Below are 20,274 nucleotides of genomic sequence, written 5' to 3'. Positions count from 1 at the left end.
ACGGGCAACGCGCGTGCGGTTTGACAGCCGCCGCTCGGCTGTTACGATTAGCCCCTATGGAACTGCGCGAGTTTTTCTCCGAAGACGCCGTCGCACTCGAGCTGCAAGGCACGAGCAAGGACGAGATCCTGAAGGAACTGATCGGGCTGCTCAAGCTCGACGAGAAATCCGAAGGCATGCTGTTCAAGATGCTCAAACGGCGTGAGAACCTGGGTTCCACCGGCATCGGTCGCGGGATCGCGATTCCGCATTGCCGTTCACTCGTCGTGAATCGACTGCGGGTGGCATTCGGTCGAAAGAAGGACGGTGTCGACTTCAAGGCCATCGACGACAAACCCGTCAACTTCTTCTTCCTGATCGTCGCGCCGCCGCTCGAGGTCTCCAACCAGTACCTCCCCGTGCTCGGCAAGATCGCGCAGTTCAGCAAGGAGAGTGACGTTCCGGGCCGTCTGCTCGAACTCACCACGCCGGCGCAGTTCATGGCGCTGCTCGAGGAAAAGCGGGTCTGATTTTCTGACGCGCTCACGCCGCGTTCGCGCGGTGTCTACGCCGCGTCCACGCCGTCCAGCAGTCGACGAATGGCGCCGAGCAGTTCGCCGGCGCTGAAGGGTTTGGCGACGAAATGCAGGGAGTTGCTCGCGATGCCCTGCATCACCATGTCGTCGTCGGCGTACCCACTCATGAACAGCACGCGGATGTGCGGAAAGCGTGCGGTGATGTCGGTCGCCAACTCCGGGCCCGAGACCTGCGGCATCACGACGTCCGTCAGCAGCATCGCCGGCGGCGTGGTCATCCCTTCCAGAAGACGCCAGGCCATGGCCGCGCTATCCGCCGCGGTCACGCGGTAGCCGGCCCGTGAAAGCAGTGCGCTGGTGGCCACGCGTACCGACGCTTCGTCTTCCACCAGCAGAATGTGCTCGCTCCCGCCACTGACTTCCGGGAGAGGCGCGGAAGGCTCCTCGTGGTCATCGGTGTCGGGCAATCCGGGGAAGGTGATGGCGATTTCCGTGCCCTGCCCCACATCGGATTGCACGACGATCTCACCGCGTGCGGCCGTGACGATGCTGTAGACCATGGCCAGTCCGAGGCCGGTGCCCCGCTCTCTGGTCTTGGTCGTGTAGAATGGCTCGAAGACCCGGGGCAACACGTCGGGTGGAATGCCGGCTCCCGAGTCCCGCAGCCGAAGCCGGAGATCGCGGGCCGGTGTGCGCTCCGTCGTGATGGTGAGCGCTCCGCCGTTGGGCATGGCATCGCGCGCATTGGCCGCCAGGTTCATGATGACCTGTTCGAGTCGCCCATGGTCGAAGAGAATGTGCGGCGCGTCGGGCGTGCAGACGATACGCACCTGAATGTGCTCGCCCACCAGACGCGTGAGCATGCGCTGCAGGCTTTGCAGGGTGGCGTTCACATCGAGTCGCCGATCGTGCACGACCTGACGTCGGCTGAACACGAGAATCTGTCGTGTCAGGGCCGACGCCCGGTGTGCCGCTCCAAGAATCTCGCCGGCTTCGGCACGCAGCACCGAGTGTTCCGGCAGTTCGTTGCGCAGCATCTCCGCGTTGGTGGCGATGGCCGAGAGGTAGTTGTTGAAGTCGTGCGCGATTCCGCCGGCAAATGCGCCCAGCGCTTCGAGTTTCTGGGACTGACGCAGTTGTTCGCGTGATTGTTCGAGTTCGGCTTCGGCCCGCCGGCGTTCGGTGACGTCGATCAGGATACCCACGGCCAAAGTCTCGCCACCACGTTCCAGCGTGCCGACGAAGAGCTCCACCTGACGATGCGCGCCCTGCAGATCCTGCAGCGTCCACAGACCCGCGCGCATGGTGGATTGTGGATCCGGCAACGGCAGGTCGGCGAACGCCTCACGTTCTTCCTCGACGATGAGATCGAGAATGCGTGTGCCTTCGCGCAGATCTCTCACCCCGACGAAGGCCCCCGCCGCGTCGTTCACCTGCTCGATGCCTCCATCGGTGAGCCGCCAGGTCAGCATGGGCAGTGGACTGGTGGCGAAGAGCCGGCGATAGCGGGCTTCACTCGATTGCAGCGCCTGCTCGCGGTCACGCACCGTATCGGCAAGCTGATTCAGCGCGTGGGCGAGTTCAGCCACTTCGTCATCACCATCGGTGCTGGCGCGCCGTTCACGGTCCCCCCGGGCAATGGCCCGCGCGACATCGGAGAGATCGAGCAGCGGATCGGCAATGCGGCGTGCCGTGAACAAGGCGAAGCCGATGAAGATCATCGTGCCCACGATGCCGATGCCCAGATCGATGAGGAACTGACGCCGCGCCACATCGAGAGTGGCCGATGCCGGAATGCCGACGTACAACAGCCCATCGATGGTATTGAGCGGCGCATGCGCGACCAGTCTCGTGGTCCCGTCGATCGATGTGATGCCGGACACGGCATCCGGGTGCTCGAAATCGAACGCCATCAGTGCGGAATCGCCCGGCGGATGGCGGATCCATTCATCGAGATCGGCCGTGCGCAGGAACACCTGACCGTTCGGTTGGAGCACCGTGAGAACGGATCCCTCCGGGAGGTCCCGTGCGAGTTGCACCGCCGCCATGGAGTCGAGCGGAATGGATGCACCGGAGATGCCGAGCAATTCTCCATTGTCGGCGAAGATCGGCATCGACAAGGGAACGACCCAGCCCCGATCGGGAAGCACGATCGAACGACGGGCGCGTGCCACGCTGTAGTGCCTGGTGCGCAACGCCTCGTCGAAGGGATCGGTGCCTTTCAGGTTCGGCAGTGGCGGCCCCGTGGTGGCGCGCCGGAGACTGCCATGAATGTCGCCCAGCGTATCGGCGATGAAAACATTGGTCAGCCGGACGCTCGCCTCGTCGAACACGAAGCGCAGCAGGGAGTCGTTCAGTGCGATGGGATCCGACGGGCGCAGCAGCCGCGATACCGCTGTGAGAATCGTACGAGTGGCATTCACATCGGAGTCGATCAATTGGGCGGCCCGACGAGCCATGGCCAGACTGCGTTCGCCGAGGAGACGCTGTTCGCTGCGCCAACGCTCCACGGCACGCACCAGCGAGATCATCGCAATGGGCAGCGTCAACGACAGCGCGAGCAGGAACAGGCGCCGACGGATGCCGGCGCGAAGTATCCTGGGACGCGATGAGCGGGAAGCTGGGGCCATCCTGAGGGACGCTAGCAGTGCCGCGCCGGACCCGCCAGCTCCTTCAATGGTGATCGATGACCACGCGACGCAGTTCCCCTCGCATCCGCCAGATCACGCGCAGGCTTTGCAGGACCGCCGCGGCGGCGAGGCCGGCCACCAACCCGATCCAGAGTCCCCGCTCCCGCAGGGGGGTGCGAAAGCCAAGCCACGCGCCCAAGGGGATGCCGACGCCCCAGAACGCGATCATGTGCAGCACGGCCGGCACACGGGTATCGCCCGTTCCCCGCAACACGCCACTGGTGACGGCTTGCAGGCCATCGAACACCTGGAACCAGCCGGCGAGTGGAATGAGCGCCACCGCCACGGTCACGGTGGCCACTTCATGCGTGTAGAGCGTCGCCAGTTGATGGGGGAAGGCCATGAAGATGATGGCGCTGATGCACATGAAGCCCACGCCGCAGACGATGGCGGCGGCGGCATCGCGTCGTGCCGACGGCAGGTCACCGCGGCCGATGGCCCGGCCCACCACCGCCGATGCCGCGCCCGAAATGCCGAGTGGCACCATGAACGTCATCGCCGCCATGTTCAGCGCGATTTCATGGCCGGCCAGCGACGCCGTGCCCATCCACCCCATGAACAACGCGGTGAGTCCGAAGGCAAAACTCTCGAAGAACCACTGGATGCCGATGGGAATACCGATCCGCATCATGCGCCAGAGAGGGCCCCATCGATGACTTTCGGGGTGCCATGGCCGCAGCATGTCACGCAGCAGTGGCCACGCCAGCGGCAGCACCAGCAGCATCATCAGCCACGTGGAGATCGCCGTGGCATAGCCCGACCCCGCCACACCGAGTTGCGGGAACCCCAGGTTGCCAAAAATGAGCAGCCAGTTCGCGGCCGCATTCACGAGGTTTGCCACGAGCGCCGCAATGATGACGGGGCGCACCGGTCCCATGGCCTGCAGCGTCTGCCGGAACACGGCGAAGATGAAGAACGGCAGCGCACCGAGGGCCCGGCGACGCGTATACACGGCGGTCTCACGCACGACATCGGCCGGTTGCTGGAGCACGCCCAGGACCCACTCTCCGGGCATGAGCGCCAGTGTCACGACCACCGTGACGGCCACGGCCAGCAGCAGTCCGCGTTGCACGCCGCGCGCGGCGGCCGTGTAGTCGCCGGCACCAAAAGCCTGCGAGACCACCGGGTCGATCGCGAACAGCAGACCGATCCCGAAGACACTGACGTTGAAGAAATAGAAATTGCCGAGGGCCACGGCGGCGATGGCCGCGCCACCGAGTTTCCCGACCATGATGGCATCGACGACGCCCATGGCCTGGATACCGACATTGATCAGAACGATGGGGGCCGCGACCTGCGCCATCTCACGCAGGTCGCGATGCCACCCGCGTGAGCGTTGCATCGGGAAACGGCTAGCGGGAAGAGCTCCGCTTGGCGGTGCTCACGAGTTCACGGACTTCACGCAGCAGACGCTGCGCATCGTAGGGGATGCCATCCTTGATCGTCCACGCCACGCCCCCACCGGGGCCGGCAGCAGCGTCCGCCCGCGGCGGATAGAAGACCTTGAGGTCCTCCAGCGGGTTTCCGTTCAGAATGACGAGGTCTGCAAGATAGCCGGGCCGCACACGCCCGAGGTTCTCCTGCTGCCCCAGGATCAGCGCATTGTTGGCCGTGGCATGCTGCAGGACCTTGAGCGTGGGGAAACCGGCCTCCTGATGCAGCTCCAGCTCACGGATCAGGCCAAAACCATAGACCTGGTAGATGAAGCCCGCGTCTTCCCCTGCTCCGATTACCCCGCCCAGCCGCTCGAAGTCACGCACCGCGCCGAACCAGATGCGGTAGTTCTCCTTCCAGAATGCTTCGTCCGTGCTGCTCCAGTTGGCGAAGTACGATCCATGATTGGAAGGATCCGGACGGAAGAACTTCTCCAGTGTGGGGTGCAGGTACTCGCCGTACCACGGTTGTGTCTCCGCGCGCTGCAGATCGCGACTGGCTTCGTAGATGTCGAGGGTCGGATTCCAGGCCACGCCGCCCTTCACCATGGCCTTGAGCACATCCTGCAGCTTCGCCGGATCGGCCTCGCGCCAGAGCCGTCCGGCCAGGCGAAAGCGCATGCCTTCGTCGGCGTAATTGAAGTTGGACGGAAAATGCTGCACGCCATCGGGGATGGCGGCATCGGGCACGCCATACCAGTGTTCCAGGCTGGTGAGGCCATTGGCCGCGGCATCGAGCGCGTTGGTCTCGTCCACCGCCATATGGTGTGCCACCCGCAGCCCCTGTTTCCTGGCTTCGTCGAGCACGGGACCATACACGTCCTTGTCCATGCCGAAGAGCTTGAGCCCATCCACCCCCTGCGCCTTGAGATCACGCACGCGCTGCCGCGCTTCCGCCTCGTTGCGCGGCACCGGCATGTACGCATATCGCGCGTACACGTAGAAACGCGGCGCCATCACCTCGCCAGCCAGACTGCGCGCCCGCAGTTGCAGCGTCTTGGGCGTCTCGCTGGAGACATCGCGCACGGTGGTGATCCCCATGCCCAGCCAGAGTTTGAACTGGTATTCGAGCGGCTGGGCGAGACCGGCGCGTTCGTCCTGCACGTGCCCGTGCAGGTTGATGAGACCCGGCCCGACGTACTTGCCGCTGGCATCGATCTCCACGTCGGCAGGTGGGCGTCGCGCCGTGCCATTGCGAATGGCCGCCGGATCGAGACTCACGATCTGCACGATGCGGTTGCCTTCGATGATGATGTCCTTGGGACCTTCCGCGGGAGTGGCATTGCCCTCCACCACCATCGCACCGCGAATGGCCAGACGACGGGGACGGACACCGTGCGTGGGTGCCGTCTGCGCACTCAGGAGATCGGCTGCCACCAGCAACAGGGCGCCAAGGGTTTTTACCGACAGAGCAGATGCCGAGAACGCCATGGTGCGTATCCGGTGAAGATGAAAGATCCGTCAGGTCTGGCGCAGCCAGATTTCCTCGACCTGATGGTTGCGCCCCTTTCGCACGACCACGCGGGCTCTCCGACGCGTGGGTTCGATGTTCTCCACCAGATTCGGCAGATTGATCCGGCGCCAGATTTCGCGCGCCACCTGGGCGGCGGCTTCCGGCGTCAGATCCTTGTAGTGGTGAAAGAACGACGCTTCCCGCTGGAACACCGTGCGCTGCAGCTTCAGGAAACGATCCACGTACCACTCTTCGATCGTCGCCGCATCGGCGTCCAGATAGATCGTGAAATCGAAGAAGTCGGATGCGACCGCGGTGGCACTGTTCGCGGTCTGCAGGACGTTCAGTCCTTCGAAGATCAGGATGTCCGGACGGTCCACGACCTGGAACTCACCGGGAACCACGTCATAGGCTTCGTGTGAATAGGTGGGGATATGCAGGTCGGGGACGCCGGCTTTCACGCCTTCCAGAAAGGTGAGCATCCGGCGCAGATCGTAGCTCTCCGGGAAGCCTTTGCGTTCCATGAGGCCGTTGGCCTGCAGCACCTGTGTCGGGTGGAGAAACCCGTCCGTGGTGACGAGATCGACGCGGGGATGTTCCGGGCTCTGTGCCAGCACGGCGCGCAGCAACCGGGCAAAGGTGCTCTTTCCCACAGCCACACTCCCGGCGATCGCGATCACATAGGGCGCGGTGCCGTAGGGCGCGTTGGCGGGCCATTGGCCCACGAAGGCTCCCTCCACCAGTTGGCTCAGGCTCCGGGCAGCCGAGATGTGCAGGGTGATCAGCCGCGCCAGGGGCAGGAACACCTCGGTCACATCGCCGAGTGTCGCCGGATCGTTCACCCCGGCCAGCGCCGCGAGCTCAGACTCCGAGAGGGCCACCGGTGTCACTTCGCGCAGGCTGGCCCAGTGCTTGCGATCGAAGATCACATAAGGCGGAGCCAGGCGCGGCACCGAGGCAGCCGGCATATGGGCGGGGTCCTGCTGGCTCACATCAAGCATCGGGGAAATGTTCCCGGCGGCTTGGGGCGGCGCAACCCGGCCGCCGGGCAAATTCAGCGACCGGACGGAGGCGGTTCAGGTATAACGCTTCTCCAATGCATCCCACTCCGGCTTGTCGACCAGGCGCTGGCGTTCGGCGAAGGTGGCCACGAGTCCGCTGGACTCCTGCACCTCCTTCGTGTCCCGTAGCATCGTGAGAGCCTTCTGCATGCCCATCACCGCGCCTTGCAGCGCGGCATTGGCATACAGCACGATCCCATATCCCAGCGCGCCGAGCTCGGTGGCATTGAAGATCGGCGTTCTGCCACCGATCACCATGTTCATGAGCTGCGGTACGGCAAGACGTGTGGGCAATGCCCGGATCTGATCGGCTTCCGTCACCGCTTCGACAAAAAGAATGTCCGCGCCCGCCTCGGCAAAACGCTGCGCTCTCTCCACGGCGGCTTCGAAACCCAGCGTCGCGGCGGCATCCGTACGGGCCATGATCAGCAGATCCTGATCGCGACGGGCATCGACGGCAGCCTTGATCTTGCTGACGGCTTCGTCGGCCGAGATCACTTCCTTGCCGGAAAAATGTCCGCAGCGTTTGGGAGCGATCTGGTCTTCGAACTGGATGCAGTCGGCGCCGGCCCGTTCGAGCGTGCGCACCGTATGAATCACGTTCAGCGCATTGCCGAAGCCCGTGTCGGCATCGACGATGAGCGGCAACGACACGGCATCGCGGATGCGCGCGGTATGGTCCGCGATCTCCGCCAGCCCCATGAATCCCTGATCCGGCATGCCGAACCACATGTTCGTGACCCCGGCGCCAGTGACATAGATGGCTTCGAAACCGAGATCCTCGATGACCTTGGCGGAGAGGGCGTTGAACGCACCCGGAACGAGCGCACCACGGCGGGCGTTCACGAGCGACTTGAGTTGTGTGCGGGTGGACATCGGATCCTCGAAGAGCCTTGTTCGGAGACGGCGTTCAGAAACTGTCGGCGGGGATACGCACCCAGCCTTCCATCAATACACGGGCACTGCGGCTCATCACGACCGTGGTGGCGGTCCAGGTGCCATCGATCTCCTCCGCGGCGGCGCCCACCTGCAGCGTACCCGAGGGATGACCGAACCGCACGGTCTCTTTTGCCTGACCAATCGCGCGGCTCACCAGCGTGCCGGGAATCGCGGCGGCCGTCCCGATGGCCACCGCCGCCGTGCCCATCATGGCATGATGCAGCTTGCCCATCGACAGCGCGCGCACGAGCAGGTCGATATCGCCGGCCTGCACCACCTTGCCGCTGGACGTGGTATAGGAGGCCGGCGGCGCGACGAAGGCAATCTTGGGAGTATGCTGGCGCGTGACCGCTTCGCCCACGTGGGCGATCAGTCCCATCTGCACCGCACCATGCGCGCGAATGGCTTCGAATCGCGCGAGCGCGGCCGCATCACCGTTGACCGCCTCCTGCAGCTCGGTACCGGTGTAGCCGAGGTCGCGCGCGTCGAGAAAGATGGTGGGGATACCGGCGTTGATCATCGTCACGTCGAACGTGCCGACGCCCGGCACCTCGAGCTGATCGACGAGATGCCCCGTGGGAAAGAGTGCCCCACCACCTTCTTCACCCTTCTCTGCCGGATCGAGAAACTCCAGCGGGATCTCCGCGGCAGGAAATGTCACGCCGTCGAGTTCGAAATCGCCGGTCTCCTGAACCTGCCCGTTCACGATGGGCACGTGGGCGACGATGGTCTTGCGGATGTTCGCCTGCCAGATGCGCACGTGGCAGACTCCGTTCTGTGGAATCCGCGCCGGATCGACGAGTCCGGACGTGACGGCAAATGGACCGACCGCGGCGGACAGATTGCCGCAGTTTCCCGACCAGTCCACGAACGCGCGATCGATGGACACCTGCCCGAACAGATAGTCGACGTCGTGTTCCGCGGAGGCGCTCCGGGAAACGATCACCGTCTTGCTGGTGCTGGACGTGGCGCCGCCCATGCCGTCGATCTGCTTGCCGTACGCATCGGGGCTACCGATCACGCGCAGCAGCAGGCGATCGCGAGTCTCCCCTGGGATCCGGCAACGTTCAGGGAGATCTTCGAGACGGAAAAAGACACCCTTGCTCGTCCCGCCGCGCATGTAGACGGCCGGGACCTTCACCTGCGGGGCATGACTCATGTGGTCGCCCCGACGTGGCGTTCCGCAAGGAAATCCTGCGCGAAACGCTGCAGCACTCCACCGGCCTCGTAGATGGACACTTCTTCGGCGGTATCCAGACGACAGATCACCGGTACGTCCGTGACCTCTCCGTTCGTGCGTCGAATGCGCAACGTCAGTTCGACACCCGGATACCGCTCGCCCAGCACATCATATGTCTCCGTGCCATCGAGTGCGAGAGTATGACGCGTGGTGCCGGGATTGAACTGCAGGGGAAGCACGCCCATGCCGATCAGGTTCGTGCGGTGGATGCGTTCGAATCCTTCCGCCACCACCACCTCGACACCGGCCAGACGCACACCTTTCGCCGCCCAGTCGCGTGACGATCCCTGGCCATAGTCCGCGCCCGCGATGATGGTGAGCGGCTGCCGGCGCTCGAGATAGGTTTCGATGGCTTCCCACATGCGCATCACCGTGCCGTCGGGCTCGAGGCGCGCCAGCGAACCCGCACGCACGGAGCCGTCCTCGTGTCGCACCATCTCGTTCCTGAGCGTGGGATTGGCGAACGTCGCGCGCATCGCCGTGAGATGGTCCCCACGATGTGTCGCGTAGGAATTGAAATCTTCTTCGGGCAATCCCATGCGCGTCAGATACTCACCCGCTGCGGAGTCCGGCAGGATGGCGTTGGACGGCGAAAGATGATCGGTGGTGATGTTGTCCGGCAGAATGGCCAACGGGCGCATGTCGCGCAGTGTCCGCGGGCTCGCACCCAGCGCGCCGACGCCCTCGCGGTCCCAGTACGGCGGGCGGCGGATATACGTCGACTGCGGACGCCAGTCGTACTGGGGACGCACCGACGTCGGCCCACTGTTGTCGAAGACGAACATCGGATCGTACACCTGCCGGTACATCCCGGGTTTCACGGCGCTCCTGACGATGGCGTCGATCTCCTCATCCGAAGGCCAGATGTCCCTGAGGCGGATCTCACGGCCGTCCACCACGCCCAGCACATCCCGTTCGATGTCGAAACGGATGGTGCCGGCAATGGCGTAGGCCACCACGAGCGGCGGCGAGGCCAGAAAGGCCTGTCGCGCATACGGATGGATGCGGCCGTCGAAGTTGCGGTTGCCGGAAAGCACCGCCGTGGTATAAAGATCGCGCGTGACGATCTCCTGCTGGATGGCGGGATCGAGCGCGCCAGACATGCCATTGCAGGTGGTGCAGGCGAAAGCCACCACACCAAAACCCAGCTGCTCCAGCTCCGGCAACAGTTCGGCTTCGCGCAGATACAACTCCACTGTTCTGGAGCCGGGCGCCAACGACGACTTCACCCACGGCTTGCGCTGGAGCCCCGCCCGGTTCGCATTGCGCGCCAGCAGGCCGGCGGCAATCACGTTGCGCGGATTCGATGTATTGGTGCACGAGGTGATCGCGGCGATGATCACCGCCCCATCGGGCATCGTGCCTTCCCCCGTCGACGGCATCGCCCAGGAGCCGGCGATGCCCTTGGCCGCAAGATCGGCGGTGGATACCCGGGCGTGCGGATTGGAGGGACCGGCCATGTTGCGTCCGACCGTGGAGAGATCGAACGTGAGGCGACGGTCGTACTCCGCGTGTGTCAGCATGTCGGCCCAGAGTCCGGCGGTCTTGGCGTAGAGTTCCACCAGTCGCACCTGCTCCGCCGCCCGGCCCGTGAGCGTCAGATAGTCGATCGTCTGCTGGTCGATGGCGAACATCGCGGCCGTCGCACCATACTCCGGCGCCATGTTGGAAATCGTCGCGCGATCTCCGATGGTCAACGCCGCCGCGCCTTCGCCATGGAACTCCAGGTAGGCGCCCACCACTTTGGCCTTGCGCAGGAATTCGGTGAGCGCCAGCACCAGATCCGTGGCTGTGATACCGGACTGCAGCCGGCCCGTGAGCTCGACGCCCACGATTTCCGGCAGGCGCATCCACGACGCACGCCCCAGCATCACGTTTTCGGCTTCCAGTCCACCCACGCCGATGGCAATGACGCCCAACGCGTCGACATGCGGGGTATGCGAGTCCGTTCCCACACAGGTGTCGGGAAACGCCAGCCCGTCCTGCACCTGAATCACCGGCGACATGCGTTCCAGATTGATCTGATGCATGATGCCGTTGCCGGGTGGCACCACGTTGACGTTGCGGAACGCCCGCTTGGTCCATTCGATGAAATGAAAACGATCTTCGTTGCGCCGGTCTTCGATGTCGCGATTGCGCTGAAAGGCATCCGGTACGAACCCGCCGCACTCCACGGCAAGGGAATGGTCCACGATGAGTTCCACAGGAACCACCGGATTCACCTGCGCGGGATCACCCCCTTCGCCCGCGATGGCGTCACGAAGTCCGGCCAGATCCACCAGCGCCGTCTGGCCGAGGATGTCGTGACAGACGACGCGGGCCGGATACCAGGGGAAATCACGCTCCCGTCGTCGCTCCACGATCTGCGTCAGACATTCCGTCAGCATCTCCGGATCACACCGGCGTACGAGATTCTCGGCGTGCACCCGCGCGGTGTACGGCAGCCGGCTCCAGGCGCCGGGCCGCAGTGCGTCGACGGCCGCACGGGCGTCGATGTAGTCCAGTGCCGTGCCGGGAAGATTCCTGCGGTGTCGTTCGGTCATCGGAGTTCGTTTCAACGGCGCTGGTCGATCGGCACGAAGGGCTGATCTTCCGGTCCAATATAGTTGGCGCTCGGCCTGATGATCTTGTTGTCGACCCGCTGTTCCAGCACGTGCGCGGCCCAGCCGCTGGTGCGCGATACGACGAAGAGCGGTGTGAACATCGCCGTCGGAACACCCATGAGGTGATAACTCACGGCGCTGAACCAGTCGAGGTTGGGGAACATCTGCTTCACTTCCCACATGACCGATTCCAGACGTTCGGCGATGTCGTACATGCGCGTGCTGCCGGCATTGTCGGAGAGGCGCTTGGCCACCCCCTTGATGATGACATTGCGCGGATCGCTCACGGTGTAGACCGGATGACCGAAACCGATCACCACTTCCCTGGCTTCCACGCGGCGCCGGATGTCCGCCTCCGCCTCGTCGGGATTGTCGTAACGCTTCTGGATCTCGAACGCCACTTCGTTCGCGCCCCCGTGTTTGGGGCCGCGCAGCGCGCCGATGGCGCCGGAGATGGCGGAGTACATGTCGCTGCCGGTTCCGGCAATGACACGCGCCGTGAACGTCGAGGCATTGAATTCATGCTCGGCGTACAGGTTGAGCGAAGTGTGCATGGCGCGCACCCACTCCGGCGAGGGACTTCGGCCGTGCAGCAAATGCAGAAAATGCCCACCGATCGAATCGTCGTCCGTCTCCACATCGATGCGCTTGCCCTGGGTGCTCCAGTGATACCAGTAGAGCAGCATCGAACCGAGCGAGGCCAGCAGGCGATCGGCGATATCACGCGCGCCCGCCGTATTGTGGTCGTCCTTTTCGGGGAGCACACACCCCAGCGTGGAGACGCCCGTGCGCATGACATCCATCGGGTGCGCACCGGCCGGCAGTTTCTCGAGGGCTTCCTTCACACTGGCCGGCAATCCGCGCATCGCCATCAGCTTTGCCTTGTAGGTGCGCAGCTCCGACGGCGTCGGCAGTTTGCCGTGCACGAGCAGATGTGCGATCTCCTCGAACTCGCACACCTCCGCGATATCGAGAATGTCGTAGCCGCGATAGTGCAGATCGTTGCCGCTGCGCCCCACCGTGCAGAGCGCGGTGTTGCCGGCCACCACGCCCGAGAGAGCGACGGATTTCTTGGGTTTGAACGTCGGCGCGGCGGGTGTTTCGGTCGCTGTCATGGGAGTGGATTCGGAGAAGAGGTGACCGTGGCGACCAATCCCACCACGCTCGAGAAATCGAGATGTCCGCGCCCGGCGTGCTGGTTCATCGCGTACAGATTGCGCGCCAACTCCCCGAGCGGGATGGTGGCGCCGGTTCCCATGGCGGCTTCGACGGCGAGGCCGAGATCCTTGAGCATCAGATCGCTGCCGAATCCGCCGGTGTATCCGCGCGATGCGGGGGCGTTCTCCAGCACGCCCGGCCACGGATTGCACACTTCGGTGGCCCAGCTGCGGCTCGTGCTCACGGCCATCATCTGCGAAAGCACTTTGGGGTCGAGCCCATGCGCGACTCCGAGGGCGAGAGCTTCACCGGTCACGGCCATGATCACGCCGAGCGCCATGTTGTTGCACAACTTGGCCACCTGCCCAGCGCCTGCCGCGCCCATGTGGAAGATGTTCTTCCCCATCGCCTGCAGGACCGCGCGGGCGCGTTCGAGCGCGGCGGGCTCACCACCCACGATGAAGGTGAGTGTACCAGCCTCGGCGCCGGCCGTGCCACCGGATACCGGGGCATCGATCATGGCGATGTCACGCGCGGCAGCCGCCTGCGCCAGGCGTTGTGCCATGGCCGGCGCGATCGTGCTGCAGTCGATGATCAATGCGCCGGGCGCGACATCGACCAGCACACCCGCAGTGCCGAGATAGAGAGACTCCACATGGCGACTGGCCGGCAGCATGGAGATCACGATGTCTGCGCCCGCCACGGCTTCGTGTGGCGATGTACTCGTCGTCACGCCGCGCTCCCGCACCCGTGCGAGGGCCACGTCACTCAGGTCGAACGCCCGGACATCGAATCCGGCGCGATGGAGATTGCTCACCATGGGGCCTCCCATGTGCCCCAGGCCGAGGAAGGCGATACGTGATGTGCCGGTCATGATATCGTCCCGGAAGCTCAGAGGAGATCGGCGAGCGGATTCGCGCCGCGGTGGTGAGGACGGAGATGCGATGCGATGAGATCGGGCGTCACATCGGAGAGTGTCGATGGACTCCACCGGGGCGACTTGTCCTTGTCCACCAACAGCGCCCGCACCCCTTCGGCAAAATCATGGTGGAGACAGCATCCCACTGAAGCCTGCCATTCCAGGCGGAAGGCGTCGGCCAGTGACAGATGACGCGCACGACGCTGCAGAGCGACGCTCAGGGCGGCCGATGTCGGCGACCCCTTGATGAAGGTCGTACCGGCCTGCGCCAGCCACGGATCGGGATCCGCGGCGAGTTCGCTGAGACGGGAAGCGATATCCACCAGTTCGTCGTTGCCGATGACGGCGTCGATCCGGTCGTAGTGCGTGCGCACCGCGGACGGAGGGAGCGGAACGTCATCGACGAACGCCTGCAGCAGATGACTCAACTGCGCATGGTCCGCACCGCGCACACCCGTCCAGCGGGCTGCCGCAATGGATTCGAGCACCGCGTCATGACGATCGTGTGGCAGCACGATGTCGGCCATGCCCAGGAACCGCGCATCACTGGCATTGAGCGATGCGCCGGTGAGGGCGAGAAACAATCCGACGCCACGGGGAAGACGGGACAGCAACCAGCTTCCTCCCACATCCGGATACAACCCGATGCCGATCTCTGGCATCGCCATGCGCGTCTGCGGCGTCACCACCCGATGCGACGCACCGGCGTGCAGCCCGATGCCACCGCCCATCACGATGCCATGTCCCCAGCAGAGCAGCGGCTTCGGATAGCGGTGAATGCGATAGTCGAGCCGGTACTCGCGTTCGAAGAAGTTCGCGGCGTCGGGAGGGATCTCCCCCGCGGTCGTGGACCGGATCGCGCGGTACAGGCCCACCACATCGCCGCCCGCGCAGAACGCTTTCGGACCGGCGGCATCGAGCACCACGCCGGCGATCGTCGCGTCATCGGCCCACGCCGCGAGCTGTGGATCGAGCAGATCGACCATCGCCAGCGAGAGCGCATTGAGGCTCGCTGGCACATTGAGCGTCGCCCGTCCGAATCGATGGCCGCTGGAGGTTTCGATGGTCTCGAAGAGGACCGGAGCGTTGGCGATCACAGCCTCTTCAGCCATTGCGCCACACCGGCGTACGCTTGGCAAGGAAGGCGTTCACACCTTCGCGCTGGTCTTCGGTCTCGAAGAGATCCACGAAAGCTTCGCGTTCGGTCACGAGGGCCGTTCGGGGCGTGCCTGACCGCGCCGCATGAATGAGCGCTTTGCAGGCCCGCACCGCGCTGGGGCTCTGTCGCGCCACCGAATCGGCCATGACGAGCGCGCGCTCGAGCCCCTGCCCTCGCTCGGCGATCTCGTCGACGAGACCGATGCGCAGGGCCGTCGTCGCGTCGACACGCTCGCCGAGGAGAATCATGCGCTTGGCCCACGACTCGCTCACGGTCCACGACAACCACTGCGTACCGCCAGCGCACGGCAGCAAGCCCACCGAGGCTTCCGGCAGGGCGAGCACGGCATGGGGTTCCGCCACGCGCAGATCGCAGGCGAGCGCGCACTCCAGCCCTCCACCCATCGCATAGCCGTTGATGGCCGCGATACTGACGCCGCGGAATGCGGCCAGCGCTTCGAATGCCGCACCGAACCGTCGCGCCATCGCCCGCGCCATGGCCTTGTCGCCATCGGCGAAGAGCTTGAGATCCGCGCCGGCGCTGAAGAACTTCTCGCCGGAACCCGTGATCACGAGCGCATAGATCGCCCGATCGGCGTCGAGATCGGCCACCAGGTGTTCCAGTGCCGACAGGCTCTCCAGTGTCCAGGTGTGCGCCGGCGGATTGTTCAGCGTCACGATGGCCGTGTGGCCGCGCTTCTCCAGCGCGAGCCCGGCGTACGAAGCGGTGGACCTGCTGGTCATCGAATGGTCTCCGTCGCGTGGTCCTGCAGCATGCGGCGTGCGACGATCACGCGCATGATCTCGTTGGTGCCTTCGAGGATCTGATGAACACGGGCATCCCGCAGCAGGCGTTCCAGCGGATACTCGCGGATGTAGCCGTAGCCGCCGTGGATCTGGAGGGCCTGATTGCAGACTTCGAACCCGATGTCGGTGGCCAGACGCTTCGCCATCGCGCAGTACACACCGGCATCGACATCGCCGGCATCGAGTCGCGCCGCCGCCAGACGCACCATCTGTCGCGCGGCCACCAGTTCCGTGGCCATGTCGGCGAACTTGAACTGCAGCGCCTGGAAGTCCGCCAGCGCTTTGCCGAACTGCCGACGCTCGTGCATGTAGCGGCGCGTGATCGCCAGCGCTCCCTGTGCGGCGCCGATGGAACACGTGGCGATGTTGATGCGTCCGCCGTCCAATCCCTTCATCGCGATCCTGAAGCCATCACCTTCGTTGCCCAGGAGATGGGTGACGGGAATGCGCACGTCCTCGAAAGTGATGCTGCGGGTGGGCTGACTGTTCCAGCCCATCTTCTCTTCTTTCTTGCCGTAGCTCACGCCGTGGCCGTCGGCGGGCACGAGAAACGCCGAGATACCGGCCGGCCCGCTGCCACCGGTGCGGGCCATGACCACGAGCGCATCCGTGGCACCGGCACCCGATACGAACGCCTTGGTGCCACGAATGACGTAGTGTTCCCCATCGCGCACGGCCGATGTCGTGAGCGAGGCGGCATCGGATCCGGCGCCGGGCTCGGTCAGGCAGTAGGACGCGAGTTTCTCGCCGGTGGCAAGCCGTGGTCCCCACGCCTCCGCCACGTCGGGCCGGGCGAACGTGGTGATCATCCACGTCGCCATGTTGTGGATCGTGATGAACGCGGTGGTCGACGGACAGGCGGCGGCGAGTTCCTCGAACACGACCGTGGCATCGAGACGCGACAGTCCCAATCCATGATACGCCGTGCTGGCGTAGATACCGCAGAACCCGAGTGCGCCGGCACTCGCGATGGTCTCACGTGGGAAGAAGCCCTCGGCATCCCATCGGGCGGCGTGTGGTGCGAGTTCACGACTCGCGAACTCACGGGCCGCTTCCTGAAACGCCTGCTGCTCTTCGGAGAGCGAGAAGTTCATGGTTGGTCCGGGAGCGTGGTCGGCCAGCATGGTCATCGATACCGTCCCCGGTGATGGTCAGCGAAGACTGATGGTGGTGTTGACACCACTCGAGACGCCGTCGTCGAACCACCGGGCGGTGACGGTCTTGGTCTGCGTGTAGAACAGCACGACCTGCTTCCCGTACGGACCGAGATCACCGAGCTTCGACGCACGGGAGCCGGTGAAGGAGAAGAGCGGCACGGGCACGGGAATGGGCACGTTGATGCCAACCTGCCCGACATCGATGTCTTCCTCGAACTTGCGGGCCGCTGCTCCCGACTGCGTGAACACCGAGGTGCCGTTGCCGTTCGGATTGGCATTGATGAGCGCAATGGCTTCATCGAGCGTTTCGGCCTCCATGAGGCAGAGCACCGGACCGAAGATCTCCTGATCGTAGATCGTCATGCCGGGCTTCACACCGGCGAAGATCGTCGGGGCGATGAAGTTGCCCTGACCGAGGGATTCGGGCAGTGACGGATTGCGGCCATCCAGTGCGAGCGTGGCACCTTCTTCCAGTCCCTGGGCGATGAGACCGTGGACGCGTTCCTTCGCGGCACAGGAGATGACCGGTCCCACATCGGGGTTCTCTTCACCCCGCCCCACTTTCAAGGTACGCGCGGCAGCCACGATGTCGGTCACCCAGTTGCGGGCGTCACCCACCAGAATCGCCACCGAGACCGCCATGCATCGCTGACCGGCGGCTCCGAAAGCGGAGCCCACGAGTGCATTGATCGTGGCCGCGCGATTCGCATCCGGCAGTACCACCGCATGATTCTTGGCGCCCATCATGCACTGCACCCGCTTGCCGGCCAGCGACGCGCGCTGGTACACATGCGTGCCCACACGCGTGGAGCCGACGAAGGACACGGCCTTCACGTCGGGATGATCGCAGAGCGCATTCACGACATCGGCGGCGCCATGGACGACGTTGAGCACGCCTTTGGGGATGCCGGCTTCGAGCGCCAGACGCACCAGCTCCATCGTCACCATCGGATCCTGTTCCGATGGCTTGAGCACGAAGGTGTTCCCGCAGGCAATGGCCATCGGGAACATCCAGAGCGGAATCATCGCCGGGAAGTTGAACGGCGTGATTCCCACGCATACGCCGAGTGGCTGCAATCGCGTCCAGGTGTCGACACCGTTCGCCACGTTCGCGGCCAGTTCCCCGAGTTGGAGATTGCCGATCGCCGCCGCGTGTTCGACCACCTCGAGGCCGCGGAACACGTCGCCTTCGGCGTCGGCCAGGGTCTTGCCCTGCTCCGCGGTGAGAGTGGCGGCCAGCGCCGGCATGTGCTCCCGGATGAGCTGCTGGTACTTGAGGAAGATCCGGGCGCGGGTGCCGATAGGCGTCCGGCGCCAGGCCGGGAACGCGGCCTGGGCGGCCGCCACCGCTGCCGCGACCTCCTCCGGCGTCGCCAGCGGCACCCGGGCCAGGACGGCCTGCGTGGCCGGATTCACGACGTCGCGCCACTGGGTGGTCTGTGACTCGACAAACGCGCCGTCGATCAGCAGCGGAATACGGGGGACGTCCACCGACGCCATGGAAGCTCCGGGATGAGGCTGAATCAAGGAGGACTTTCTGACGCTGGATCAATACACTGATTTCACAATCGATAGAAGCGTGTGTAAAGTGTGAATGAGAAGACCTGCCAACCTCTTTACAAGAAGGCTGGGAAAATGTGAATATTGTAAAATGTCCCATGGTCGAAAGCTCTTCGTCGGTCCCCGCCTCCGGCGCCTCCGCGAACAGACGGGATGGAGTCAGGCTCAGCTGGCCGAACGGCTCCGCCTCTCCCTGAGCTACGTCAGTCAGATCGAGAACAACCAGCGACCCGTCACGGCGTCGGTGCTTCTCCGGCTCGCCGAAGCCTTCGGTGGTGATGTCGCACAATTCTCCGAAGAACCCGACCGGCGGCTGCTCGCCGAACTCCACGACGCGCTCGGCGATCGCACCCTGAGCATCGAACCGTTTTCGGCGGTGACACTGCAGCGGGTGGTCGAACACGCACCGGAACTCGTGGATGTGTTTCTCACCCTCCATCAGCGTCATGCGCGGTTGCGTGAGGAGTATGCGCAGACCGTCGATCGTTTCTACGGAGAGCTCGGATCGGATCTGGGTGACGGGCGCCTGCGGGAAGCCCTCGTGCCACTGCCGCACGAGGAAGTCCGGGATCATTTCAATCGGCGCAACAACTACATCGAGCCACTGGATCATCCCGCCGAGGAGTTCGCTCATGTGGCGAACGTGGTGCCGGGTGCACGCGCGAACGCGATGCGTCAGGCTCTCCGCGCACGGTTCGGTGTCGAGGTCGTCGACGCCGATGCGTCCGACGGCTGGCTGCGGCGCTATGATCCCACACGTCGTCGTCTGTCGTTGCCGCCCGGCCTGAGCGATGCCCAGCAGGCATTCCAGCTGGCCACGCAGTTCGCATTGCTGGGATATGGCGATGTCATCGACGCCGAGCTGCGTGATGGCGGATTCACCGATGCGGCCACGCAGGCGCTCGCGCGGCAGGGGCTGGCCCACTATTTCGCCGGTGCGGTGCTGTTGCCCTATGGCGACTTCCTGCAAGCCGCCCGCGCGCATCGCTACGACATCGAACTACTCGAACGACGTTTTCAGGTGAGCTTCGAGACGGTCTGTCATCGCCTCTCGACCCTGCAGCGCCCCAATGCCCGCGGCGTGCCGTTCTATTTCGTGCGCGTCGACCAGGCCGGCAATATTTCGAAACGACAGAGCGCCACATCCTTTCACTTTGCCCGGCATGGGGGCGCCTGTCCGCTCTGGAATGTGCATGAGGCCTTTGCCCGGCCCGGTCGCATCCTCACGCAGGTCGCCGAGATGCCCGATGGCACACGCTTTTTCGGCATGGCCCGGACCATCGAACGCGGCGGCGGTGGCTATCGCGCGCGGCGCAAGCTGTTTGCCATCGGCCTCGGTTGCGAGATCGCACACGCACGCGATCTCATCTACGCCGATGGCATCGACCTCGAGCGCCCTGCCGATGTCATCCCCATCGGCCCCGGTTGTCGTGTCTGCCCTCGCCACGACTGTGTGCAGCGTGCCTTCCCACCGGCCGGCAAGACGCTGGCGGTGAACAGTGATACCGAGTCACTCGTGCCGTATCGGTTCAGCGGCGAATGAAGAGGCACGGTGGTGGACATCACGCTGGCGCTCGCGCA

15 protein-coding genes are annotated in these 20,274 nt (G+C 64.7%); 2 read left to right on the top strand and 13 right to left on the bottom strand.

All coding sequences use genetic code 11. The annotated features are described in order from the left end of the window. Positions 1-56: 56 nt before the first annotated feature. On the top strand, positions 57-509 hold the full coding sequence (locus WG208_RS06665; RefSeq protein ID WP_337170558.1) for a PTS sugar transporter subunit IIA: 453 nt from the start codon (positions 57-59) through the stop codon (positions 507-509). A 35-nt stretch (positions 510-544) separates the two neighbouring features. On the opposite strand, the gene WG208_RS06660 is transcribed toward WG208_RS06665, so the two are convergent. The 13 genes from WG208_RS06660 to WG208_RS06600 form a co-directional block, all read right to left on the bottom strand. Next, the gene (locus WG208_RS06660) at positions 545-3,145 is read right to left on the bottom strand and encodes an ATP-binding protein (RefSeq protein WP_337170557.1); all 2,601 of its coding nucleotides are present in this window, start codon (positions 3,143-3,145) and stop codon (positions 545-547) included. 43 nt (positions 3,146-3,188) lie between these two features. Then, positions 3,189-4,547, bottom strand: coding sequence for an MATE family efflux transporter (locus tag WG208_RS06655; protein ID WP_337170556.1), 1,359 nt, complete (start codon positions 4,545-4,547; stop codon positions 3,189-3,191). Between the two features lie 10 nt (positions 4,548-4,557). Further along, on the bottom strand, positions 4,558-6,069 hold the full coding sequence (locus WG208_RS06650) for an amidohydrolase family protein (protein WP_337170555.1): 1,512 nt from the start codon (positions 6,067-6,069) through the stop codon (positions 4,558-4,560). Between the two features lie 30 nt (positions 6,070-6,099). Beyond that, entirely contained in the window at positions 6,100-7,092 is a 993-nt protein-coding gene (gene coaA / locus WG208_RS06645; RefSeq protein WP_337170554.1) for a type I pantothenate kinase, read from the bottom strand. A 75-nt stretch (positions 7,093-7,167) separates the two neighbouring features. Then, entirely contained in the window at positions 7,168-8,028 is an 861-nt protein-coding gene (locus tag WG208_RS06640; protein WP_337170553.1) for an oxaloacetate decarboxylase, read from the bottom strand. Positions 8,029-8,062: 34 nt separating this feature from the next. Continuing rightward, positions 8,063-9,250: a 2-methylaconitate cis-trans isomerase PrpF gene (gene prpF, locus WG208_RS06635; protein ID WP_337170552.1), complete on the bottom strand. Its 1,188-nt coding sequence runs from the start codon at positions 9,248-9,250 to the stop codon at positions 8,063-8,065. Then, on the bottom strand, positions 9,247-11,874 hold the full coding sequence (acnD, locus tag WG208_RS06630) for a Fe/S-dependent 2-methylisocitrate dehydratase AcnD (RefSeq protein ID WP_337170551.1): 2,628 nt from the start codon (positions 11,872-11,874) through the stop codon (positions 9,247-9,249). Before acnD ends, prpF begins: the two co-directional genes overlap by 4 nt. Before the next feature lie 11 nt (positions 11,875-11,885). Beyond that, a complete protein-coding gene (gene prpC, locus WG208_RS06625; RefSeq protein WP_337170550.1) occupies positions 11,886-13,049 on the bottom strand; it encodes a 2-methylcitrate synthase in 1,164 nt (387 codons plus the stop codon). Further along, a complete protein-coding gene (gene mmsB / locus WG208_RS06620) occupies positions 13,046-13,966 on the bottom strand; it encodes a 3-hydroxyisobutyrate dehydrogenase (RefSeq protein WP_337170549.1) in 921 nt (306 codons plus the stop codon). Before mmsB ends, prpC begins: the two co-directional genes overlap by 4 nt. Before the next feature lie 17 nt (positions 13,967-13,983). Then, complete coding sequence (locus WG208_RS06615; RefSeq protein WP_337170548.1) at positions 13,984-15,123, bottom strand: enoyl-CoA hydratase/isomerase family protein; 1,140 nt, start codon at positions 15,121-15,123, stop codon at positions 13,984-13,986. Further along, on the bottom strand, positions 15,116-15,913 hold the full coding sequence (locus tag WG208_RS06610) for an enoyl-CoA hydratase (RefSeq protein ID WP_337170547.1): 798 nt from the start codon (positions 15,911-15,913) through the stop codon (positions 15,116-15,118). The genes WG208_RS06615 and WG208_RS06610 overlap by 8 nt, the downstream gene beginning before the upstream one ends. Then, complete coding sequence (locus WG208_RS06605) at positions 15,910-17,070, bottom strand: acyl-CoA dehydrogenase family protein (RefSeq protein WP_337170546.1); 1,161 nt, start codon at positions 17,068-17,070, stop codon at positions 15,910-15,912. Before WG208_RS06605 ends, WG208_RS06610 begins: the two co-directional genes overlap by 4 nt. A 57-nt stretch (positions 17,071-17,127) precedes the next feature. Then, positions 17,128-18,633 carry a CoA-acylating methylmalonate-semialdehyde dehydrogenase gene (locus WG208_RS06600; protein WP_337170545.1) on the bottom strand — a complete coding sequence of 502 codons (1,506 nt, stop codon included), beginning with the start codon at positions 18,631-18,633 and terminating at the stop codon, positions 17,128-17,130. Positions 18,634-18,784: 151 nt separating this feature from the next. On the opposite strand from WG208_RS06600, the gene WG208_RS06595 reads away from it, so the two are divergent. Next, positions 18,785-20,236, top strand: coding sequence for a short-chain fatty acyl-CoA regulator family protein (locus WG208_RS06595; RefSeq protein ID WP_337170544.1), 1,452 nt, complete (start codon positions 18,785-18,787; stop codon positions 20,234-20,236). Positions 20,237-20,274 lie beyond the last annotated feature (38 nt).

Source organism: Gemmatimonas aurantiaca (genome assembly GCF_037190085.1).
GTDB classification, from domain to species: domain Bacteria; phylum Gemmatimonadota; class Gemmatimonadetes; order Gemmatimonadales; family Gemmatimonadaceae; genus Gemmatimonas; species Gemmatimonas aurantiaca_A.
Note: the sequence above shows the minus strand (reverse complement) of the source record. Positions and strands in the feature narration are given on the sequence as shown.